The sequence below is a fragment of the Caenimonas soli genome (genome assembly GCF_013155545.1).
Taxonomy (GTDB): domain Bacteria; phylum Pseudomonadota; class Gammaproteobacteria; order Burkholderiales; family Burkholderiaceae_C; genus Ramlibacter; species Ramlibacter soli.
Genome location: NZ_JABJVV010000006.1, coordinates 302,295 through 323,053 on the forward strand (window position 1 = coordinate 302,295; position 20,759 = coordinate 323,053).

Genomic DNA, 20,759 nt, shown 5'->3' on the forward strand with positions numbered 1-20,759 from the left:
GCCAGGATGAGCGCAACCGCCGAAAGCCAGAGCCACGGCAGCCAGCCGCCGAGTTGGCTCCAGGCCATTGAAGCCAGCAACAGCGAACACAGGAAGACAGGTACCGGGACCCGTCTGCCCTGGCGAGCGAACAGCTGTATCAACTCATCGGGCAGGTCGTTGCCGATGCGTTGGGCTGAGGTGTCCTTTTTTTTCACGGCGTCCTCAGCCAGGCACCTTGTCGAACATGTGAAGCTCGTGGACGCGATACATCGCCTGCGCCCGGGAGTTCACGCCCAGTGCCTGATAGATGGCCCCGAGATGGGCCTTGACCGTGCCCTCGGCGATATCGAGTTCGCGCGCGATGACCTTGTTGGCTTTGCCTTGAAGCAGGCGTTTCAGCACGGCGAGCTGCCGCCCGCTGAATTCCGGCTGGGCTCCAGCTTTAGGGGAATTGGCCGGCGATCGTATGTCTCCGCCGGCGGTCAATGCGGCGCGCGGGAGGTAGATGCCGTTGGCCAACACCAGGCGCAAGGCCTGGATGGTCAGGGAAGCGTCCGACGTCTTGGGGATGTAGCCTGCGGCCCCCTCATCGACCGCGCTGCGAATCAGCACGGGGTCTTCGTCGGCGGACACGACCACAACCGATGCGGTCTCGTGGGCGGCCTTGACCTGCCGCAATGCGTCCAGTCGACTTGTCCCCGGGAGGTTCATGTCGAGCAGGATCAGGTCGGGTGCATCCCCTGCCGAAAGGGCGATGGCCTGCGCAACGGTGCCGGCGTCTGATATCCGTACGGCCGGTTCCAGCGCAGTCAGAAGAGTCTTCAGCCCTTCTCGAAAGAGCGGGTGGTCGTCGACTATGAGGATATGCATTGATGCCTCAATGCCTGCAAGGGCTGGAGCGAATGATAGTCCTGGAGTTGCGGATGACAACTGGACGAATGGCCATTTGAGTAGGCCGATGGATTAGTCGAAAGGCTCCTTGCGGCTAGACGCCAGTGCAATAGCGTTTTCGCGATCGCTCTCCATACTTTGCCCATTCCCGGCGGTCGACGTGCCGCACCGCACAAGTCGACGCGTGAAGGTGTAAGAAGCGCTGGGCCGGCGCGACCAAGGGAAGTTCGGTTCACCAGACCGGCAGACGGACATTGAGCGACCCGTCATGACCGAGACAGTAACCCCGCTCAAAGGAGATCGACATGAACCGCCACCTCGCATCCACACTCTCCGTCACCACGACGGCCGCTGCGGCGCTCGCCTTCGTCGCGATTGCTTCAAGCCGTGCCCACGCGGACGACATCACTGTTGACAACACGCCGTTCGTCAGCAGCAAGACCCGCGCCGAAGTGCAGGCGGAAGTCATGGGGCCATCCCGTTCCCCGAACATCGCGTCCCTTGCGTGGTCCTCACGGATGAACCACGCGCCCCAGACCATGAGCGACTTCACGCGCGCGCAAGCGACGGCCGAATACCTCGCCGCCCGGGACCAAGTGCACGCGCTCAACGCCGAAGACAGCGGCTCGTCCTACTTCGCGTCGGTGCCGCGCCGCATGAACGACCGCATCCTGATGGGGCAGACACGCTGAAGGCTTGACTTCACCGCAGCCCGACGCTGTTGCACCCTGGCGACGATGAATCGCGCAAGCACGGGCTGCGAACAATTGGAAACCGTCGCCGGCGTCCGCCCTGTGTAGGCTCTAGCTCATCAGTTTGGGAAAGAGCCATGTCTTTGAAGTCGAATCTTTGGATGTTGAGTGCGCTTATGTGCCTTGGGGCCGGGTCGCCGGCGAGCGCGCAACAACAGGTCTACAAGTGCTGGTCCAGGGGCTCGGTGGTGTACACCGAGCGCCCCTGTTCCAAGCGGGTCCTCAACGCCGACGAGGCGCCGGTGCCCGTCAAGCCGAACCCGAAGGAAGTCGATATCGGGCGGATCGAGCAGAACCGCGCCTTGGCGCGATCCATGCGTCCCATGGCCGGTGAGAGCACGGAGCAGTTCGAAAAGCGGCGCCGCAGGGCCCGCCTGCTGGCGACGGATCGCGACGAATGCGCCAGGATCGATACGCGCATGCCCGTCGAGGAAGCGAGCATGAAGAATCCCGACAAAGCCGAAGTCCTGAAGGCCGAAGCGGCGCTTGCAGCAAGCAGGAAGCGATTCGGCCAGCTGGGGTGTTGACGCGTCCGGCTCCTCACGCTGCCAGTGCCAGTTGCGCTTCGTGGCGCTGGAAGGCGAGCTGAGGCGCCACCACGGACGGATGGCTGACCGGCCCCATATGGCCCACGCCGTCCAGCCGCACGACTTCGGCCTGGGTGCACTGGCGGGCAATGAGGTCCACCACTTTGCGCGCCGGCAGCGGGGAGGCGCTGCCGGTGATCAGGCGCACCGGCATTTCCAGCTTGCGATACGCCGAAGCAGGCACCACGTCGGCGAACAGCGCCTCGAATTCCGCCCGCACCTTGTGCATGCGCTCGGCGATCCCGCGGCGGCGCGTGGCGGACAGGCCGGCCCACGCGCCCGGGCCAGACCAGTAGTCCACGAAGAAGGCGGCGGCTTCCTCCAGCCTTCCCGACAGCGCATGCCAGCCGATGCGGCGCCCGACGCTGACGATCGTCTGGCCGATGGTTTCGTGATCGCGATCGGCCAACAGCAGAGCAAAGCGAACCGGCTCGAACAGCGTCAGTGTCTTGATGCGGTCGGGCCAGCGCAGCGCCATTTGCAGCGCCACGGCGCCACCATAGGAGTGACCCACCAGATGCACTGCGCCGGCTGTCGAGAAGAGCAGCGGTGCAAGCCGGCGCGCCTCTGTGTCGAGGTCGACCGGCGTGCCCGACGGCCAGCGCTCGCCGGGGCCATAGCCCGTCAGCTCGGGCGCAATCAGCCGCATTCCGGCCGGCAGCAGCTGGCTGTAGGCATCCCACTGGCGGCCGCTGCTGGCGCTGCAGTGGAGTCCGATCATGGTGTGCATGGTAGGTGACTCCTGACGAAAGAAACGCTCCTATCGAGCGTGAGCCAAGCATGGCCGGGGCAGGTAACACCGCGGCTTTCCCGCAGCATGGCCTGGTAGCCGGTTTGCGACCCGCACCTGGGTTTGCAACCGGCGTGTATCCGCCATGTATCCGGCAGGAAATTCCGGCCCAGGCACGCACTCCGCGCCGTAGACTGATGCCATGAGCACGCACGCGTCGCTGCCTGCGCCCGCCGGCGCCGAGGCTATTTCGCAGGCTCAGGTGCAGGCCTTGCGCCGGGTCGCCCTGGCAGTTGCCCGGCCGGCCGGGCCGGACCTGTTCGCGGACCTCGTGCGCGAGCTCGCGGCCAGCCTGCAGGCGGCCATGGTCTTCGTGGCGGTGTACGCCGACGACTCGCGCAGCATGATGCGCACGCTGGCCGTCTGTCTGCATGGCCAGATGCTGCCCAATTTTTCTTGCCCGCTGCAAGGCTCGCCGTTCGCCGCAGTGGCTGGGCGCTCCTGTCAGTTCATTGAATCGGGACTGCTCACTCAGCTAGCTCGCGACTCGCTGTTCGCCAGCGAGGGCATGGACTCCTCCGCTGCCTTTGCGCTCAACGACAGTGCGGGCGAGTCGCTGGGTCTGCTGGTGGCGATGGACCCCGAGCCTATTGCCGAAGGCGATGCGGGCCATGCCGAAGCGATGCTCGAGATCGTTGCCGGCAGGGCCTCCGCGGAAATCGAGCGCGGGCGCACCGACGAGGCCCTGCGCGCGGTGGCGCTGGCGGTCTCGGCCTCGCGCAGCGGAACGGTCTTCGAGGAGCTCGTGCGCCTCCTGGCGACCATCCTGCATGTCGAAGTGGCTTTCATTGCGCGCTACGGAGCGGCGCAGCCGGATTCGCTGCGCGTGCTGGCCATGTACAACGACGGCGAGATCGTGCAGGACGTCACGTACAAACTCGCCGGGACGCCCTGTCAGACCGTGCTCGGGCAGCGTTTCCAGGCCTACCCCTCGTGTCTGCAGCAACTATTTCCCAACGATCCGGACATTGCCTTGCACCAAACCGAAAGCTACGCGGGCCATCCACTTGTCGCGCTCGACGGCTCGCCGCTGGGCCTGGTGTCGGTGGCTTCGCGGCGCCCGCTGATGCAGGTGGACCGCGTGGAAGCCATGCTCAAGATCTTCGCGGTCCGCGCCGCGGCGGAGGTGGAGCGGCTGGGCGCCAGCGAAGCGCTGCAGCGTTCCGAGGCGAGCTACCGCGCCATCTTCGAAACATCGGAAGATGCGATCTTCATCCACGACTGGGACACGGGCGCCGTGCTCGACGTCAATGCCAAGGCCTGCGAGATCTACGGCTACACCCATGACGAGCTGCGCCGCAGTTCCGCAGCCGACACCAGCTCGGGCATGTTTCCGTATACGGCCGAGGAGGCGATGCGTCACTTGCAGATGGCGAAGCAGGGCAGCTACCCGCCGTTCGAATGGCAGCGCCGCAACAAGGATGGCACCCTGCATTGGGACGAGGTCCGGCTCAAGCCGGCCATGATCGACGGCCGGCCGCATATCCTGGCTTTCACCCGCGAGATCACGGCGCAGAAGCAGGCACTGGAAGATCTGCGCCAGCGCGAGGAACAGTACCGGGCCATCTTCGAAAGTTCGCTGGACGGCCTGTTCCTGTGGGACGAAAACCTGCGCGTCGCGGACGTCAACCCGGCCGGGCTCGCCCTCTACGGCATTCCCCGCCGCGAGGACGCCATCGGCCGGACCTTCCCTCGCAAGTTGCCCGATGCGTACGTTCGGGAGCGGCTCGGGCTGGTGCGGCGCGCACTGGAGGGCGAGACCACCCACATCGAAACCGTCGTGCTGCGGCCGGACGGCACCACCTTCGACGCCGACCTGCGGGTCATGCCGTTCGCGCACCGCGGCCGGCCGCATGCGCTGACGGTCGTGCGCGACATCAGCGAGAGGCGCCGCCGCGAGCGCGAACTGCAGCGTAGCGAGGCCCGCTTGCGCGCGACCGTCGAGGCCGCCTTCGATTGCGTCGTCAGCATGGACAGCGAAGGCCGGATCGTCGAATTCAACGCGGCGGCCGAGCGGGTGTTCGGCTACCGCCGTGAGGATGTGCTCGGCCGGATGCTGGCGGATGTGCTTATGCCGAAACGCCACCGTGCCGCGCACATCCGCGCCTTGGAGACTTTCAGCGCGCACGACGCGCCCACGGGCGGAAGGTTGGTGGAGGCCACGGCACTGTGCGCGGACGGCAGCGAACTTCCGGTGGAGGTCGCCATCAGCGTCGCGGCCGTGCCCGAGGGAAAAATCTTCGTGGGGCACCTGCGCGATATCACCGAACGGCGGCGCGCGGACCAGGCGCTGCGTGACAGCGAGGAGCAGTACCGCGCGATCTTCAATGCCTCGGCGGATGCGCTGGTGCTGCGCGCCGCCGATTTCAGCATCGTCGATGTCAACGCGACCTACGAGGCGATGAGTGGCTACTCCCGCGCGGAAGTGCTGGGCGTGAACCGCGTGCTGGCGAATCCGCCCGCGGTGGTGCCGACGATCCTTGCGCTCCACAAGAAGGCGGTTGCCGGCGAGGCGATCGGCCTTGACACCGAGCTGATACGGCGGGATGGCCGGCGCTACGACCTGGAACTGCGCGGCGTACCCATCCTGCACCGCGGCCAGCCGCACGTGCTGTATATCGGCCGCGACATCACCCAGGCCAAGCGTGCCGAGCACGCCCTGCGAGCCAGTGAAGAACAGTACCGCGCGATCTTCAATGCTTCGGCCGACGCGCTGGTGCTGCGCGATGGGAATTTCCGCGCTGTCGAGGTCAACCCGGCCTACACGACGATGAGCGGCTTCACCCGCGAGGAGGTCATGTCCTCCGACCACGTGTTGACGCAGGCCGACCCCGCCGTGCGGGCCCGCCATCGCGCGCAACACGAGCTTGCAGTGGCGGGCCAGGAACTGAGATTCGAGATCACGGCTACGCGCAAGGACGGCTCGACCTTGCAATGCGAGGTGCGCGGCACGCCGATGACGTACCGCGGCCGGCCGCATGTGCTGTATGCCACGCGTGACATCACCGACCGCCACGCCGCTGAACAGCGCCGCAGCGAACTCGAGCGGCAACTGCGCCAGGCGCAGAAGATGGAGGCGATCGGCCAGCTCACGGGCGGCATCGCCCACGATTTCAACAACATCCTCACCAGCGTGCTCGGCTACATCGCCATGGCGCAGGAGCGTCCGAAGCCATGCGAAGACCCGGTTCTGGCGCGGCAGCTCGAACAAGCCCGGCTCGCGGCCGAGCGGGCCCGGGACCATGTGGCGCAACTGCTGGCGTTCTCGCGACCCCGGCGCGGTGAAAGACGCCTGCTGGCGGCGGGGCCGGTGGCCCAGCAGGCCCTGCAGCTGCTGCGTCCCAACCTGCCTTCCTCGATCGCGGTGGCATGTCCCGAGGTGGTCGATGGATGCGAAGGGGCGGTGCCGCCGGTGGTGGCGGATCCGGTACAGCTGGAACAGGTGCTGTTCAACCTGTGCATCAACGCGCGCGACGCGATCCACGGCCACGGGACCATCCGCGTGCGCATCGGGTACTCGGCCGCTTCAGGGCACTGCGCTTCGTGCAGCGCGCCGCTGGAGGGCACGCGCTGGGTCTGGGTCGAGGTCGCAGACGACGGCCGCGGCATGGCGCGGGATGTGATGGAGCGGATGTTCGAGCCCTTCTTCACGACCAAGGAGGTCGGCCGGGGTACCGGCATGGGCCTGGCGATGGTCCATGGGATCGTGCATGACCACGGTGGCCATATCGAGGTGATTTCCACACCCGGGGAGGGATCGGCATTCCGGGTGCTGCTGCCGGCTGCCGCGCAGGAGACGGAGCAAGCTGATGACGTGGTGGCGCCGGCGCCGGCTGCCGCGCCTGCCGTTGCGCCGCTTCACGGGCGGGTGCTGCTGGTCGAGGACGAGGCCATCGTCAGCGATTACATGGTGAGCCTGATGACCGGATGGGGACTCGAGGTGGTGCTGGAGCACGACCCGCGGGCCGCGGCCCAGCGCCTGGCCTCGAGCGACGAGGACTTCGACCTGCTGCTGACCGACCAGACGATGCCGGGTATGACGGGCCTTGCGCTGTCGAAGCAGGCAACGCGGTACCGTCCCGCGTTGCCGGTTCTGGTTTACACGGGCAATGCCTCGGAAATCGGCCAGCGGGAACTGGCCGATTGCGGCGCCAGCGCGCTGCTGCGCAAACCCGTCGACGGCGCCACGCTGCGCCACTTGCTCAGCGAGCTGATCGGGCCCCGCGTCCCCGCCAGCCCGTGAGCGTCAGGGCTTCGTGCGCACGCGGGTAGGCTCGGCCAACCCATGGGACTCGGCCCAGTAGGAATCGAACTCCGAACGGCTCATCCCGAGGTCGCGCACGGTGGACGCGTCCAGGCCCGCGAATTCGCGTCGCGCGGCGGCATGGTGCCAGCGGTCGGCGAGGTGCTGTATCAGCACTCGCACCGAATTCTGGATGACATAGAAGATCATGGCTCACCTCCATGGGTTCAGGCTGCAAGGGGCAATGGCATTTCAGGCTGATCCGGAACGGCGTAGGTCAGCGGTGCGAGCGCGTTCTTGATCCGGATGCCTTGCGGCTCGTCGATCAGGCCGAACAGGATCTTCTGGAAGCGCGGTTCCATGACGCCGGAGACGATGTACTGCCAGCGATAGGCCTTGAGGAATTTCTCGTTGATCTGCTCGAGCTGCGCCTCGGAGTACCGCATGCTGGCGGCTTGCGCGAAATAGCGGGCGTCCGCCTGGGCTTGAGCCTGCAGCACGCCGTCCACCGCACCGACCAGCGCTATCAGGTCGTCTACCGCGGCGGAGCGCTGCTCGGCGTCGAGCTTGCCGTCCTCCTTGATCAGCTCCATCTCGTCGAGGATGGCGTGCTGGGACTCTTCCTTCCAGTGGAACAGGAATACGTCTTTCCATAGCTCGGACAGGTTGTCCTGCGGCGCGATGCTGGCGCGGTAGTGGGCCTGCACGAACAACTCGATGTGCAGCGTCAGGGCCAGCACGGCCCAGGTGCTCTTGCCCAGTACGGCGTGTGCCACCGCGTTCGGGTCGGCTGTCAGCCGGTAGCCCTCCGGCATGTCCAGCATCATCTGCGCTTCCAGGCGGCGGAACATTTCCTGGTGCTTGATCTCTTCGTCGGTCATGCGCACCAGAGCTTCCAGCGCCACCTGGTCGCCGAACCAATGATCCTTGCTGATGTCCAGCACCTTGGCGCTGATGAATCGCTCGACCAGGCTGAAGAGGTAGGCATAGGTGCGGCCCTGCACCTGGCTGAACAAGCGCTTGTCGGCCGGTGTCAGGAACGCCAGCTCATTGACCAGCGACAGGCCGCTCGGCATGAAGGCTTTGGTGTAGTCGAAACGGCGGCCTCGGATGACGTCGCGCTCGATTTCCCATCGCACGCGCTTGGAGACTTCTATGACGCGGGCGTAGCGTTCGGTGGTAGAGATGGTGTTCATGGCTGTCCTTTCCACGCTTAGATTGAGAGAAAGGAAGTGTGGAAAAAGCCGGTATCTCCGGCACGTCAGGCAGCCACCGTCGTGTAGCCACCTTGGCCGGTTTTTGTAACGGCCATGTATTGGGGCTGGTGATAGCGAATCCGCTGCGGCAAAATTTCCGGATGGATGCACGTACGCGACTGCTGGTAGTCGACGATGACGCGTCGGTGCGTTCGCTGCTGCGTGAATACCTCGAAGGACACGGCTACTCGGTCGGCGAGGCCGCCACCGGTGCCGAGATGCGCGAGCAGATCGAGCATGAGCTTCCCGATGCCGTGCTACTCGACATCCGCCTGCCCGGAGAGGACGGGCTGGTCCTTGCGCGGTACCTGCGGGAGCACTACGAGGTCGGCATCATCATGGTGACGGCATCCGGTGACCTGGTGGACAGGGTGGTCGGCCTCGAGCTGGGTGCGGACGACTACATCGCCAAGCCGTTCGACCTGCGCGAGCTGCTGGCCCGGCTCAAGAGCGTGTTGCGCAGGCTGCAGGTCAAGCCGTCCCCAGAGGGCAAGGAGCAGGCCGCGGCAGGGCAGGAGCAGCAACCGGCACAACAGCAACAGCAACCTCGGCGCCAGCGGTTCGGGCGCTGCGAAATCGATGTCGAGTCCCGTCGCATGTTCGAGGTCGGTGGCGAGGAGGTCACCATCACGGCGATGGAATACGACCTGCTCACGACATTCCTGGCCAATCCCAACCGGGTGCTGTCGCGCGACCAGCTGTTGCTGCGCACACGCAACCGTGAATGGGAGCCGTTCGACCGCTCGATCGACATCCGGATCGGCCGGCTCCGCCGCAAGATCGAGCCCGATCCGAACGGCGAGCCGCGCTGTATCAGGACCGTGCGTAACGCCGGCTACATGTTCATTCCGAATACCAGCTAGGGAAGTCTTCCGTTTGCCCCGAGTTGGAAGGAGAGCGTATGAATTCGCATAAGAGATACCCGCTTCTCATTCCCGCGATGCTGCTGCTGTTCGGCGCAGGCGCGATTGCTCAAACATACAGGGTTGTTGACCTTGCCACGTTGGCGCAAGGCAACGCGGCGGTTGTCCACGGGCCCAACACGGCGGGCGCGGGTGTTGGAGGGGGCACATTGGCCGGGCCAAGCAGCAGCGCGGGCGGCCAGCGAAGAGGGATTCTGTTCGGAGCCGGGGCCCCACGGCAGATCACCGGGCTGCCCGAGAGCGACGACACGACCGTCTACGGGCTGAACGATAACGGCGGGTTGGTGGGCAATTCCAACACGGACACGGCCCTGCGTGCATTCACCAGCACGCAGTCAGGGGCGGCCAGGGAGTTGCCGCCGCTCAGCGGCGACACCGCCAGCGCGGCCTATGGGATCAACAACCTCGGCCAGGCCGTCGGCTTTTCCAGCGGGCCGGGCGGCCAACGCGCCGTGATGTGGGATGCCAACGGCACGCCCATCGCGTTGCCCGGCTTGCCAGATTCCTCGAGCACCCGGGCCACCGGCATCAATGAGCGCGGGGAGGTTGCGGGCGTTGCGAGCACCGCCGCCGGCCACCGCCCGATCTTGTGGCCAAGGGGGCAGGCGCCCAGGGAACTGTTGCTGCTTGCCGGCCACGGCACAGGCGAAGCCAGCGCGATCAATGCGCGCGGAGACGTCGTCGGCTACTCGGCAAATGCACCTGGGGCGCGCCGAGCGACCTTGTGGCCCGGCACTGGCGGGGTCGTCGATCTCGGCACGCTGCCGGGCGGTAGTTTCAGCCAGGCCTTCGGATCCAACAGCGCCGGGGACGTCGTGGGAACCTCCGAAAGCCGGGCAGTGCTGTGGGCGCGCGGCGGTGCGATCCAGGACCTGAACAGCCTTATCCCGCCGTCGACATTCGTGCTGACCAAGGCAGTCGGCATCAACAACGCCGGCGCCATCATCGCAACGGGGCACGACGCCGAGGCCGGGCACGGCGCGGGCCCGCACTCGCATGAGGACGAGCACGATCTTCCAGTCCGCGTATTCCTGCTCATTCGTTCGGGAGGCGGCCTATGAACTTGCGCAAGTGTTCTGTCGCCGCACTCTCAGGCCTGTTGGGCGCAGCCTGTTTCCTGTCGCCCAGTGCCGCGAATGCGCAAGCCAGCGTGACGGGCCAGTGGACCAAACTGCAAAACCTTCCCCAGGCGCCCGTACACAATGTGGTGATGCCCAACGGCAAGGTCCTGATATGGGGCCGAGACAGCGTCGAGCGGATCTGGGACCCGGTCACCCAAGCAATCACCATTCCGCCCCATGTCGGCTATGACCTGTTCTGTGCGGGGCACACGCTCTTGTACGACGGACGGGTGCTCATCGCCGGCGGCCACATAGCGGACTTCGTGGGGCTGGCGAAGACCACCATTTACGACCCGGCCACGAATAGCTGGACTGCCGTGCCCGACATGAATGCCGGGCGCTGGTATCCGACCTTGACCACCCTGCCGAACGGCGACGTGCTGGTGGTTTCCGGCCAGATCGACACCTCCATTGGCGTGAATCCGCTTCCGCAGGTGTACCAGACGGCGACGAACAGCTGGCGCAATTTGACGAACGCGCAGCTGAACCAGCCCCTGTACCCGATGATGTTCCTGGCGCCGAACGGGAGGGTGATCGACGTCGGTCCGTCGAACATCACCCGCTGGCTGGACACGACCGGCACGGGCTCATGGTCCACGGTGGCCACGCGCAAGTTCGGGTGGCGCGATTACGGTTCCGCCGCCATGTACGCCGACGGGCGGATCCTGGTGGTGGGAGGCGGCTCCAGCCCGCCCACCGCCACCGCCGAGGTCATCAACCTGAACGTTGGCAAGCCGGCGTGGCGCTCCGTCGCGCCGATGAAGTTCGCGCGCCGGCACCTCAACACCACATTGCTGCCGGACGGCACGGTGCTGGCTACCGGCGGCACATCCGGCCCCGGGCACAACAATGCGACGACCCCCGTGTTCGCGGCGGAGCTGTGGAACCCTGCCACCGAGGCCTGGACCACGCTGGCCAGCGCATCGGTGCCCCGGCTGTACCACTCTGCGGCCATGTTGCTGCCCGACGGCCGCGTGATGACCAACGGCGGCGATGGCTATACGGATATCGAAGTCTTCTCCCCGCCGTACCTGTTCAAGGGCGCACGCCCGACCATGAGTGGCGCGCCGGCGTCCATCGGGTGGGGCCAGCGATTCACCGTGCAGAGCCCGGATGCAGCCAGCATCAGCAAGGTAACGCTGATCCGGCTGGGGTCCCCCACGCATGCGTTCGACATGAACCAGCGCCTGAACGCACTGCAGTTCACGCGCGGCACAGGCACGGTGGAGATCACCACCCCGGCGAATGCCAACCTGGCGCCGCCCGGGCACTACATGCTGTTCATCGTCAACGGTACTGGTGTTCCGTCTGTCGCCAGCATCCTGCAGATCAGCGGCTCTGCCCCGCCTCCGCCGCCTTCGCCGCCCGCATTGAGCTCGCTCTCGCCGAGCAACGCGACGGCAGGTGGGCCGGCTTTCACGCTCACCGTGAATGGCAGCAACTTCGTTTCGGGCGCGGCGGTTCGCTGGAATGGCGCCGCCCGCCCGACCACCTATGTCAGCGCCTTGCGGTTGACAGCCGCCATACCCGCCGCGGACATCGCGGCCGCGGGGACCGCCCAGGTCTCGGTGATCAATCCTTCGGGCACCGCGACGGGCACCTTGCCATTCACGGTGACGGCCGGGTCCGGGACGGGCTGTGTTCCCTATCCCGAGTGGGACCCCAACATACGCTATGTGGGCGGCGAGAGGGTGACGAGGCTGGGCAAGTACTACATCGCCAAGGTGGTGGGCGACTCGGTGTGGAACGTGAACTCGGCTCCGGAGTGGACTCCCAACTACTGGGACCTGACCACATGCCCGCCGAGTGGGTCCAGCACGAACTTCACGCTGTCGGTCACCCGGAACGGCACTGCGTCCGGAAACGGGTCGGTCACAAGCAACCCGGCCGGCATCAGTTGCGGCGCCACCTGCAGTGCCGCGTTCGCCGGCGGAAGCAGCGTCACGTTGACCGTTTCTACCAGCAGCGGCGGAGTATTTGCCGGCTGGGGCGGCGCGTGTACCGGCACCGCGACAACGTGCACGCTGACGATGGACGCCAACAAGGGAGTGACGGCGACGATCGGATCCGGCACGAGCTGCGTGCCCTATCCCGAGTGGAACCCCAACATACGCTATGTGGGCGGCGAGAAGGTGACGAGGCTGGGCAAGTACTACATAGCCAAGGTGGTGGGTGACTCGGTGTGGAATGTGAACTCGCCGCCCGAGTGGACCCCCAACTACTGGGACCTCACCACATGCCCCTGAGCCCTGAGGTTGGGCAGGAGGGCAAAATACGCCCATGACCGAAGCCACTCCTGCCCAAGACCGCCCCGCGCTGCCCGACCGTCTGTCCGTGGACCCGCGCAGCCCCCATCACATCGCCGCCGTGTTCGAGCACGACATCGGCATCCGCTTGAACGACAAAGAGCGCCACGATGTAGAGGAGTACTGCATCAGCGAGGGCTGGGTCAAGGTGCCGGCGGGCAAGACGCTGGACCGCAAGGGCAAGCCGCTGTTGATCACCTTGAAGGGGAAGGTGGAGGCGTTTTATCGATGAGATCCAGGGTTGCACGCTGGTTTGTTCGCGGAGCGCGGCTGGAGCGCGCGATGGCCAATCCCCAGTACCGCGATGGCCGCTTCGTCAACCTCGAGCCCGAGACGCCGACCAGCCTGGCGTCGCTCGGCGACTACATGGCGCGCCAGTTTTCCGGTGACGAGGTGCGCGAGCCTCCGGCACCGCTGCCGGTCCTGGCGGTCGACGGCGTGGTGGGAGTCGGTGCGGTGAGGGACGGCTGCAAATGTGCGCGAACTACGTCCCAGTGACCCGTCGCGCGCGGCTGCTCTCGTACTTCGGCGTGGAGCGCGACCGTGACGAGAACCCCGCGGACACGTTCCCGATCAACGTCGCTCCCTTCATCCGCCTGGCGAAAGACGGCGAAAGCGGAGTGCCCGTGGTGAACGACGGCCTGTTCGGGTTGTTGCCGCACTTTGCCAGCGAGGTGGGCTTTGGCCGCCGCACCTACAACGCCCGCAGCGAAACCGTGGACCGGCTGCCCAGCTTCCGCGATGCCTGGGCCAACGGCCAGCGCTGCATCATCCCCGCCGAAGCGCTGTACGAGCCGAACTATGAAGGCGGCAAGGCCGAGCGCTGGGCCGTCTACCAGGAAGGCTACGTGCCCTTCGGCGTCGCCGGCATCTACACCCAGTGGCGCGACTTCAAGACCGGGCGCGATGTGTACAGTTTCTCGATGCTCACCGTGAACGCCGACGACCACCCGTTCATCAAGCGCTTCCAAAAGCCAGAGGACGAGAAGCGCATGGTGGTCATCCTGCACCCGAGCGACTATGCGGAGTGGCTGTCATGCCCTGTGGACGAGGCCAAGCGTTTTCTCAAGCAGTGGACGGGACCGCTGCTAGGCGAGCCGCTGCCGCTACCGCCGCGGGCACCCAAGGCGAGCAGTGTGAGCACGGCCAAGCCGAGGAAGCCCGAGCCGCCGGAGACTGGGCGGTTGTTTTAGGCGCGCCCCCAGTATTCCGGATTGTTTTGCAATTCTTGTGCGGTAGCGCACAACAAATACAGAGCTGAGCGGCTAACATCGGGCTCTTCATGCTCCCAGGGTAGGACGCAACATGTTCGGGTGCAGATAGATGGTGGTGCCCCTCGAGGATCGCTCGGGTGACGGTGCAAATAATGCGAGGCTTGCGGATGCAGCCGTGTCGCAATGGCAGGCTATCGACGCGGCGCTTGCCCCCATCATCGGCAACCTTGGGGTTGCCGCGCTCTATCACCGCAGCCTTTTCCTGAGCCTGAAAGCCCACCCGTGGCTGGACCATCAGCGCAGCCCGGATGTGCTGGACCTGCCCGCGCTCAGGGCGGCCTTGCTGGCCGCCCGGGACCCCGCTGAAGTCCCCGAGGCCAGCGCAACTTTGCTTCGCACATTCATGGAACTGCTCGCCAGCCTGGTGGGTGCTCCGCTCGCCGAGCGCCTGCTCGGCCCCCTCTGGGCCCCATCGCCAGCCGGCACCTCTGGACAGGACACAACAACATCATGACGGCCAAAAAAGTGACCATCAATCGCCTCGCAACGGGCGTGCCCGGCCTGGACGAAGTCCTGGGCGGCGGCCTGCCCGAGTTTTCGTTCAATCTCATTGCCGGCCTGCCCGGTTGCGGCAAGACCACCCTGGCGCACCAGATGATGTTCGCGCTGGCCACGCCCGAGCGCCCGGCGCTCTACCTCACGGTGCTGGGCGAGCCGCCCCTGAAGATGCTGCGCTACCAGCAGCAATTCGAATTCTTCGACATGGCGCGGGTCAATCGTTGCATTCACTTCGTGAACCTTGGCCCGGACACCATGACAGGCAACCTCGACAAGGTGCTAGAGCGCATTGCCGCCGAGGTCAAGTCCCATGCACCTGCATTCGTCTTCGTGGACTCGTTCCGCTCGGTGGCGCTGGCCGGCGGCACGGACAGCACCTTGCAGCAGTTCATGCAGAAGCTGGGCGTGCTGATGACGAGCTGGCAGGCCACCACCTTTCTCATTGGCGAATACGCCGCCGACACCGCCACCAATCCGGTGTTCACCGTGTCCGATGGCCTGATCTGGCTGCACCAGAGCGTTCAGCGCAACTCCATGGTCCGCAAGATCGAGGTCATGAAGATGCGCGGCCAGCCCACCCTGGCGGGCGTGCATACCTTCCGCCTGAGCAGTGCCGGCGTCGAGGTTTTCCCGCCGGCCAGTGCTGCGGCCCCACCCCCGCGCAGCCAAGCGCGTCCTCAGGCCTCTGGCCGTGTGCTCATGGGGGTGGATCGCCTGGACGAGATGCTGGGCGGCGGGTTGCCGCGCGGCTACTCGCTGCTGGTGGCCGGCCCCTCCGGGTCGGGCAAGAGCATCCTGGCGGCCAGCTTCCTGCAAGAGGGCGCGCGCAAAGGTGAAACCGGCGTGATCGCGGTTTTCGAACAGCGCGCCAACCGGTCGCGCAACCCGGTTCTGGAAGAGCTGATCAAGAGCGGGCGGGTCAGCCTGGTCGACAGCCGGGCGCCCGACCTGTCGATCGACGAGATCGTGATGCTGCTCATCAAGGAAATCCGGCGCCTCAATGCAACGCGGGTGGTGATCGATTCACTCTCCGCGTTCGAAGTGGCGCTGGCGCCCACCTTCCGCGAAGATTTCCGTGAATCCATGCTCCGCCTGGTGAGTGCGTTGGCCCAGGAGGGGGTGACGGTGCTGTTGACGTCGGAGCTGGAGGATCGCTACACCGACCTGCGTTTCAGCCCTTACGGCACGGCCTTCCTGACCGACGCGATCATCGTGCAGCGCTATATCGAGGTGGATAGCCGGCTGCGCCGCGTCATGGCCGTGATCAAGGTGCGCGACAGCGGGCATTCGGACGAACTGCGGGCCTACACCATCGATGCACAAGGCATCCGCATCGGCGAGATGCTGCCGGGTGAAGAAGGCCTGTTGGGCGGCCGGCCGACCCGCAAGAGCGGTCGCGCTGCCCCCACCAGTTAGCAAAGATGGACGCCGCCCGCGCCGCTCACCTCCTGGAGGCCAACCAACAATTGGTGCTGGCGGTGATTCGCGCGCAGGATGAAGCTGCTGCTGCCGCGCAGGCTCTCCGGGATCTGGCCCGGTCGCCGCATATCGAGGCTCTGACGGAGCAGCCCGACGGCGCGCTGTTGTTCGACCGCCTCGCCCATGCGCTTGCCGTCGCACGGCGAAAGCTCTCCAAGCTGGGCCTGCTGTTCGTGAGCGTGGACAACCTCGAGGACATCAACAACACGTTGGGCCACGCCCGCGGCGAGCAGGTGCTCAAGCTGGCGGCGCAGCGGCTGGCTTCGGCCGTGCGCGGCTCGGATACGGTCAGCCGGCAGGGAAGCCATGAATTCCTGATCCTGTTGACGGACCTGTCGCACGCCCGCGATGCCCTGACGGTGGCCGATTCGATCGTCGCCGCGATGGCCTTGCCGGGCCAGGTGGGCGGCCAGCAAGTGAGCTTGAGAGCAAGCATCGGCATCAGCGTCTTTCCGGACGATGGAAACGACGGCGACGCACTGATCGATCGGGCCACCGCGGCCATGTACAACGCCAGGCGGCGCGGCGTGGGCAGCTATTTCTTCAGGGATGAGGCGGCCACCAAAGAGCGCAGCCTGGCGCTGCGGACCGCGGAGTGGCTGCGTCGAATCAGCGGATCGGTAGCGCCCTATGGGGATCCGGGCACGGCGGAGCATCGCAGGGAGGCCAACGAACAGCTGCTGCTGGCTGCGCTGCGCTCGCAACAATTGCAGGACGCCGCTGAATTGGCGTACCGGCGCCAGACCGAACTCATGGGCGTAGTTGCCCATGAGTTGCGGCAGCCTCTGGGCCCCATCACCATGGCCGCATCAATGCTGGCTACGGAAGGCGCCGCGGAGCCTTCCGTGATGCCGATAGTCAAGGGCGTGATCGAGCGGCAAGTGGCGCTCATGACAAGACTGGTGGGCGATCTGCTGGACATGACGCGCGTCAGCACGGGCAAGCTCAGACTCGATATCCATCGCATGGATATGGCCCGCGTGATCAGTGAAGTGGTGTCGGACCTGCGTCCGGCCGTGGAGGCCCGCTTGCAACAGTTGCACGTCGAACTCCCGCCTGGTGAGCTCACCGTCAATGGGGACAGGCTCCGCCTCTGCCAGGTCATGTCGAACTTGATCAGCAATGCGTGCAAATACACGCAACATGGCGGCAGCATCGAAGTCTCTGCCACGGCGAGCGAGGGGACGCTGGCCATCAGCGTCACCGATAACGGCATCGGGATCAGTGCCAAAGCGCTGCCGCATATCTTCGATCCCTTCATGCAGGAACACCGCGCGACATCTTTCGACGGCTCCGGCCTGGGGATCGGCCTCAGCCTGGTGCGCGAGTTGGTGCAGGCTCATGGCGGCCAGGTGACCGCCGAAAGTAAAGGCCGGGGCCAGGGCAGCCGCTTCACCTTGACACTACCCTTGCTGCGCGTCGCCTGAAACGTGGTGCGAAAGCGCCGTAGGACAGCGCGCCCGCCGTATTCAGGCGATTTGATGGCAGCTCTGCACGGACGAGTGGCGCACCCTGCATGGATGGATGAGTCAGTTCGGCCTGTTCATCAACCAGAAAGACAGCATGAATGGAAGCCAAATCAAGGGCGCATGGAGGAGTGCGCTGGGTAGAGTGCAAGAGCACATTGGCAAGACGATTGGCAGCGCCGACCAAAAAGCCAAGGGCCTGCTCAAGCAAGGGCAGGGAAAGTTGCTGACTGCCTGTGGCAAGGTAAGGGATGTGCTGAAGAATTCGAAGCACAGCTAGTCCGCTGTCGGGCACGGGACAGGTCAAGCTTGAAGGTGTGGGCGAGCGCTGAAATACTGCGTGTCTATCCTCAAGGACTTTCATGTATCAACCATTCGACTTGCGCGGCCGCACGGCCGTGATCACCGGGGGCAACGGCGGCATCGGCTACGGGATGGCCAGTGCTCTATTGGCGTCTGGCGCTGCCGTGGCCATCTGGGGCTCCAACCCCGAGAAGACCCAGCGCGCCAAGGCCCAGCTCGCGCAGGATTGCGGCGATGCATCGCGCGTGCATGCCTTCGTGTGCGACGTGGGCGACGAGGCGCAGGTCGAGGCCGCATTCGCACAATCCGTCTCAGCCCTTGGCCGGGTGGACTCATGTTTCGCCAACGCGGGCGTCTCCAGCAAGGGGACGGTGCTGCAGGACATGAGCCTGGAGGAATTTCGCCGCGTGCAGCGGGTGAATGTCGAGGGCGTGTTCCTCACGTTCCGCGCCGCCGCCCGCCAGATGATTCAGCAGGGGCAGGGCGGATCCCTCGTCGCGACCGCCAGCACCGCCGCGGTGGAGGGCGCCGCACGCAACAGCCACTACGGCGCTTCCAAAGGCGCGGTGACATCGATGGTGCGGGCGCTGGCGGTGGAACTGGCGCGGTACCGCATCCGGGTCAACTCCATCCTGCCGGGATGGATCGAGACCGATATGACAGAGAAGGCGGTGCAGAACCCCAAGTTCGCGGAGTCCGTATTGCCACGCATTCCCGCGCGCCGGTGGGGGCGCATCGAGGACTTTGGCGGGATCGCGGTGTACCTGGCCAGCGAAGCCTCGGCGTATGCGACGGGCGAACAGTTCCTGATTGACGGCGGTTACACGAAGTTTTGAGCAGGGGTGGGTGTCTAAGTGCGCACGAGCAGAGGCGCCCACTCCGGCCCGCAAGGGGCTTCCACGCGCAAGCCGTTTGGCAGTTCCACGCTGGCCGCATGCAGCCAGAGCCGCTGCACACCGAGCCACGCCGCCACGGCGCGGTTGTGCGCGCTCTTGCCGTGGGTGGTGTCGCCCACGAGGGGATGCGAAATGTGCTTGAAATGCCGGCGGATCTGGTGGCGTCGACCGCTCAGCGGCTCGACCTGGACCAGCGCATAGCGGCTGCTCGGGTGGGCGCCTTTGTCCACTCTAAAAGGCCACTCGAAACACTGCAAGCGGCGAAAGCGCGTGATGGCCGGCACGCGTTGCTGGCCGGCCGAAGGCAATTCGGGATCGCGCGCGAGTGCGTAGTCGATTTCGCCGGATTCCGCGGGCCAGCCCCGCACCAGCGCGAGGTACTGCTTGCGCACCACACCGCTCTCGAAAGCCTTGCCCCACTCACGCGCCGCCTGCGCGTTGCGCGCGAATAGCATCACGCCACTGGTGGCCTTGTCCAGGCGGTGCAGCGGGAAGAGCCGCTCATCGAGCTGATGCTGCAGGAGCTGAAGCGCCGTGCGCTCCTCGTGCGCGTCGAGCAAACTGGGGTGCACCAGCAGCCCGGCGGGTTTGTCGATGGCGACAAGATCGGTGTCGATGTGCAGGATGCGAAGCGCGTCGGGCATTTAAGGAGCTTACGCTCAACCGGCGCGCATGTCGGTACTCGCTGACACCGCGTAGGCCATCACCTGCGGCGATGGAGGAAGAACGCCGCGGTGTGTGCCCCCGATCTGGTTCTATGGTGAGGGCACTAGCAACCAGCCATGACTCAACCGCGGGTCGATAGACCCTAGGCGGAGCGTGGCATCACGAAAGGACTTCCTAAATGAACGATCGCAAACCTGACCTGCAAAAGGATAAGGATCGCCCCGTGGCCAAGAGCGGCGTCGGCGCGGTGGTCGGCGGTGCAGCCGGCGGCATTGCCGGTGGAGCAGCCGCGGGTGCTGCGGCCGGAGGCATGACCGGTCCAGTCGGTGCCGTGGTCGGCGCCGCCGTCGGGGCAGTGGTGGGGGCCGTTGCCGGCCGCATGAAGGCCGACCCGGTGTTGGAGGACACGTACTGGCGCGACAACTATTCGTCGCGTCCGTATATTACGAGTGGCGCTAGCTATGACGAATACCAACCCGCCTACCGCTACGGCATGGACGCGTACTCAAAGTATCCGGACCGGTCGTTCGACGAGGTGGAACCGGAACTGGGGCGCGACTGGGGTAACGTGCGTGGCCGCTCCTCCCTGGAGTGGGAACATGCCAAGCATGCAACTCGCGATGCGTGGCACCGCTTGAGCAACGCCGCCGAAAGGGCGATACCGGGCGACTCGGACCGCGACGGCCGCTAAGGGCCAGTCTTAAATGAAGGGGGCGCGGTGACGCGCCCCCTTCGATTTACTTCCATCAAGAAAGGCACTGCCATGCAGGAAAAGTCCTCCGATCCGCATCCGCTGAGCGACCTCGCGTATGACTGGATCACGCTCATGCAAAACAAGGCGCAGGCGCTGCTCGCCTACGACCAGTACATCAAGGACGCCGAAGCGGCGAAGTCCCCGGAATGCGCGGCCTTCTTTCGCAAAGTCCACGACGCGGACAAGGCCCAATTAGCCGAAGCCAAGCAGCACCTGGTGGCTGTGCTTCAGGGAAAGATGGGGTCGGCGTCGAAGTAACGTCATTGCGGGCTCGACCCACTACTGTCCGGAGAAGCGTTCTCATTTGGATCGCAAGTCGTTGATTTGATTGATTTAAACGGCCGGGCGTGGCCGGGTCGATTTGAATTTCAGCTTCCCGAAGCCGCACACTCGTATGGATTTGCGGGGGTGCGGCCATGCACAAAGGCAAGCTGGTATTTGCTCAATTGAAGGAGCATCTGCCGCGGTCCGTTTTTGATCGGTGCGTGGCGCGTTACTCGGGCTCGCACGCGCCGCTGAAGTTCTCGCATTGGGATCAGTTGCTGTGCATGATGTTTGCGCAACTGACTTCG

The 20,759-nt window shown here is 65.5% G+C and carries 22 protein-coding genes; 17 read left to right on the forward strand and 5 right to left on the reverse strand.

Annotation, left to right across the window (positions count from 1 at the left end; translation table 11 throughout):
* Positions 1–204 precede the first annotated feature (204 nt).
* On the reverse strand, positions 205–852 hold the full coding sequence (locus HNE04_RS11850) for a response regulator (RefSeq protein WP_172219057.1): 648 nt from the start codon (positions 850–852) through the stop codon (positions 205–207).
* 326 nt (positions 853–1,178) lie between these two features.
* Between HNE04_RS11850 and HNE04_RS11855 the strand changes: the two genes are divergently transcribed.
* The gene (locus HNE04_RS11855; protein ID WP_172219059.1) at positions 1,179–1,565 is read left to right on the forward strand and encodes a DUF4148 domain-containing protein; all 387 of its coding nucleotides are present in this window, start codon (positions 1,179–1,181) and stop codon (positions 1,563–1,565) included.
* A gap of 161 nt (positions 1,566–1,726) precedes the next feature.
* Positions 1,727–2,152, forward strand: coding sequence for a DUF4124 domain-containing protein (locus HNE04_RS11860; RefSeq protein WP_172219061.1), 426 nt, complete (start codon positions 1,727–1,729; stop codon positions 2,150–2,152).
* Between the two features lie 13 nt (positions 2,153–2,165).
* On the opposite strand, the gene HNE04_RS11865 is transcribed toward HNE04_RS11860, so the two are convergent.
* Entirely contained in the window at positions 2,166–2,942 is a 777-nt protein-coding gene (locus HNE04_RS11865) for an alpha/beta fold hydrolase (protein ID WP_172219063.1), read from the reverse strand.
* A 202-nt stretch (positions 2,943–3,144) separates the two neighbouring features.
* On the opposite strand from HNE04_RS11865, the gene HNE04_RS11870 reads away from it, so the two are divergent.
* A complete protein-coding gene (locus HNE04_RS11870; RefSeq protein WP_172219065.1) occupies positions 3,145–7,245 on the forward strand; it encodes a PAS domain-containing hybrid sensor histidine kinase/response regulator in 4,101 nt (1,366 codons plus the stop codon).
* 3 nt (positions 7,246–7,248) lie between these two features.
* Here the strand turns inward: HNE04_RS11870 and HNE04_RS11875 are convergent, their stop codons facing one another.
* Both HNE04_RS11875 and HNE04_RS11880 read right to left on the reverse strand, forming a co-directional pair.
* Positions 7,249–7,455: a hypothetical protein gene (locus HNE04_RS11875; RefSeq protein ID WP_172219067.1), complete on the reverse strand. Its 207-nt coding sequence runs from the start codon at positions 7,453–7,455 to the stop codon at positions 7,249–7,251.
* 17 nt (positions 7,456–7,472) lie between these two features.
* Positions 7,473–8,441 carry a hypothetical protein gene (locus HNE04_RS11880; protein WP_172219069.1) on the reverse strand — a complete coding sequence of 323 codons (969 nt, stop codon included), beginning with the start codon at positions 8,439–8,441 and terminating at the stop codon, positions 7,473–7,475.
* 161 nt (positions 8,442–8,602) lie between these two features.
* On the opposite strand from HNE04_RS11880, the gene HNE04_RS11885 reads away from it, so the two are divergent.
* The 11 genes from HNE04_RS11885 to HNE04_RS11935 all read left to right on the forward strand — a co-directional run bounded on the left by HNE04_RS11885 (position 8,603) and on the right by HNE04_RS11935 (position 18,707).
* Positions 8,603–9,364, forward strand: a complete 762-nt coding sequence (locus tag HNE04_RS11885) for a response regulator (RefSeq protein WP_172219071.1) — start codon at positions 8,603–8,605, stop codon at positions 9,362–9,364.
* Between the two features lie 38 nt (positions 9,365–9,402).
* The gene (locus HNE04_RS11890) at positions 9,403–10,485 is read left to right on the forward strand and encodes a hypothetical protein (protein WP_172219073.1); all 1,083 of its coding nucleotides are present in this window, start codon (positions 9,403–9,405) and stop codon (positions 10,483–10,485) included.
* Entirely contained in the window at positions 10,482–12,791 is a 2,310-nt protein-coding gene (locus tag HNE04_RS11895) for a galactose oxidase-like domain-containing protein (RefSeq protein WP_172219075.1), read from the forward strand. The genes HNE04_RS11890 and HNE04_RS11895 overlap by 4 nt, the downstream gene beginning before the upstream one ends.
* A gap of 34 nt (positions 12,792–12,825) precedes the next feature.
* Complete coding sequence (locus HNE04_RS11900) at positions 12,826–13,083, forward strand: DUF3297 family protein (RefSeq protein WP_172219077.1); 258 nt, start codon at positions 12,826–12,828, stop codon at positions 13,081–13,083.
* Positions 13,080–13,349 (forward strand): hypothetical protein, encoded by a 270-nt coding sequence (locus HNE04_RS11905; protein ID WP_172219079.1) that lies wholly within the window; start codon positions 13,080–13,082, stop codon positions 13,347–13,349. The genes HNE04_RS11900 and HNE04_RS11905 overlap by 4 nt, the downstream gene beginning before the upstream one ends.
* Complete coding sequence (locus HNE04_RS11910; RefSeq protein ID WP_172219081.1) at positions 13,346–14,044, forward strand: SOS response-associated peptidase; 699 nt, start codon at positions 13,346–13,348, stop codon at positions 14,042–14,044. The genes HNE04_RS11905 and HNE04_RS11910 overlap by 4 nt, the downstream gene beginning before the upstream one ends.
* A 130-nt stretch (positions 14,045–14,174) precedes the next feature.
* Positions 14,175–14,579 (forward strand): hypothetical protein, encoded by a 405-nt coding sequence (locus HNE04_RS11915; RefSeq protein ID WP_172219083.1) that lies wholly within the window; start codon positions 14,175–14,177, stop codon positions 14,577–14,579.
* Positions 14,576–16,039, forward strand: a complete 1,464-nt coding sequence (locus HNE04_RS11920; RefSeq protein WP_172219085.1) for an ATPase domain-containing protein — start codon at positions 14,576–14,578, stop codon at positions 16,037–16,039. The genes HNE04_RS11915 and HNE04_RS11920 overlap by 4 nt, the downstream gene beginning before the upstream one ends.
* Positions 16,040–16,044: 5 nt before the next feature.
* Positions 16,045–17,529: a sensor histidine kinase gene (locus tag HNE04_RS11925; protein WP_172219098.1), complete on the forward strand. Its 1,485-nt coding sequence runs from the start codon at positions 16,045–16,047 to the stop codon at positions 17,527–17,529.
* A 97-nt stretch (positions 17,530–17,626) separates the two neighbouring features.
* Positions 17,627–17,848, forward strand: a complete 222-nt coding sequence (locus HNE04_RS11930; RefSeq protein WP_172219100.1) for a CsbD family protein — start codon at positions 17,627–17,629, stop codon at positions 17,846–17,848.
* 82 nt (positions 17,849–17,930) lie between these two features.
* Positions 17,931–18,707 carry an SDR family NAD(P)-dependent oxidoreductase gene (locus HNE04_RS11935; RefSeq protein WP_172219101.1) on the forward strand — a complete coding sequence of 259 codons (777 nt, stop codon included), beginning with the start codon at positions 17,931–17,933 and terminating at the stop codon, positions 18,705–18,707.
* Between the two features lie 14 nt (positions 18,708–18,721).
* Here the strand turns inward: HNE04_RS11935 and HNE04_RS11940 are convergent, their stop codons facing one another.
* Positions 18,722–19,411: a pseudouridine synthase gene (locus HNE04_RS11940; protein WP_172219102.1), complete on the reverse strand. Its 690-nt coding sequence runs from the start codon at positions 19,409–19,411 to the stop codon at positions 18,722–18,724.
* 200 nt (positions 19,412–19,611) lie between these two features.
* On the opposite strand from HNE04_RS11940, the gene HNE04_RS11945 reads away from it, so the two are divergent.
* The 3 genes from HNE04_RS11945 to HNE04_RS28535 form a co-directional block, all read left to right on the forward strand.
* On the forward strand, positions 19,612–20,124 hold the full coding sequence (locus HNE04_RS11945) for a hypothetical protein (RefSeq protein WP_172219103.1): 513 nt from the start codon (positions 19,612–19,614) through the stop codon (positions 20,122–20,124).
* Positions 20,125–20,151: 27 nt separating this feature from the next.
* The gene (locus HNE04_RS11950) at positions 20,152–20,445 is read left to right on the forward strand and encodes a hypothetical protein (protein ID WP_328700312.1); all 294 of its coding nucleotides are present in this window, start codon (positions 20,152–20,154) and stop codon (positions 20,443–20,445) included.
* A 158-nt stretch (positions 20,446–20,603) separates the two neighbouring features.
* The coding region (locus HNE04_RS28535; protein ID WP_172219104.1) for a DUF4372 domain-containing protein at positions 20,604–20,759 on the forward strand (156 nt) is incomplete at its 3' end.

Coding starts and splice junctions, on each gene's coding strand:
- HNE04_RS11865 (WP_172219063.1), bottom strand. CDS start 2,942: ATGCACACCATGATCGGACTCCACTGCAGCGCCAGCAGCGGCCGCCAG.
- HNE04_RS11915 (WP_172219083.1), top strand. CDS start 14,175: ATGGTGGTGCCCCTCGAGGATCGCTCGGGTGACGGTGCAAATAATGCG.
- HNE04_RS11880 (WP_172219069.1), bottom strand. CDS start 8,441: ATGAACACCATCTCTACCACCGAACGCTACGCCCGCGTCATAGAAGTC.
- HNE04_RS11935 (WP_172219101.1), top strand. CDS start 17,931: ATGTATCAACCATTCGACTTGCGCGGCCGCACGGCCGTGATCACCGGG.
- HNE04_RS11855 (WP_172219059.1), top strand. CDS start 1,179: ATGAACCGCCACCTCGCATCCACACTCTCCGTCACCACGACGGCCGCT.
- HNE04_RS11925 (WP_172219098.1), top strand. CDS start 16,045: ATGGACGCCGCCCGCGCCGCTCACCTCCTGGAGGCCAACCAACAATTG.
- HNE04_RS11940 (WP_172219102.1), bottom strand. CDS start 19,411: ATGCCCGACGCGCTTCGCATCCTGCACATCGACACCGATCTTGTCGCC.
- HNE04_RS11900 (WP_172219077.1), top strand. CDS start 12,826: ATGACCGAAGCCACTCCTGCCCAAGACCGCCCCGCGCTGCCCGACCGT.
- HNE04_RS11920 (WP_172219085.1), top strand. CDS start 14,576: ATGACGGCCAAAAAAGTGACCATCAATCGCCTCGCAACGGGCGTGCCC.
- HNE04_RS11885 (WP_172219071.1), top strand. CDS start 8,603: ATGGATGCACGTACGCGACTGCTGGTAGTCGACGATGACGCGTCGGTG.
- HNE04_RS11875 (WP_172219067.1), bottom strand. CDS start 7,455: ATGATCTTCTATGTCATCCAGAATTCGGTGCGAGTGCTGATACAGCAC.
- HNE04_RS11895 (WP_172219075.1), top strand. CDS start 10,482: ATGAACTTGCGCAAGTGTTCTGTCGCCGCACTCTCAGGCCTGTTGGGC.
- HNE04_RS11850 (WP_172219057.1), bottom strand. CDS start 852: ATGCATATCCTCATAGTCGACGACCACCCGCTCTTTCGAGAAGGGCTG.
- HNE04_RS11930 (WP_172219100.1), top strand. CDS start 17,627: ATGAGTCAGTTCGGCCTGTTCATCAACCAGAAAGACAGCATGAATGGA.
- HNE04_RS11905 (WP_172219079.1), top strand. CDS start 13,080: ATGAGATCCAGGGTTGCACGCTGGTTTGTTCGCGGAGCGCGGCTGGAG.
- HNE04_RS11890 (WP_172219073.1), top strand. CDS start 9,403: ATGAATTCGCATAAGAGATACCCGCTTCTCATTCCCGCGATGCTGCTG.
- HNE04_RS11870 (WP_172219065.1), top strand. CDS start 3,145: ATGAGCACGCACGCGTCGCTGCCTGCGCCCGCCGGCGCCGAGGCTATT.
- HNE04_RS11860 (WP_172219061.1), top strand. CDS start 1,727: ATGTTGAGTGCGCTTATGTGCCTTGGGGCCGGGTCGCCGGCGAGCGCG.
- HNE04_RS11945 (WP_172219103.1), top strand. CDS start 19,612: ATGAACGATCGCAAACCTGACCTGCAAAAGGATAAGGATCGCCCCGTG.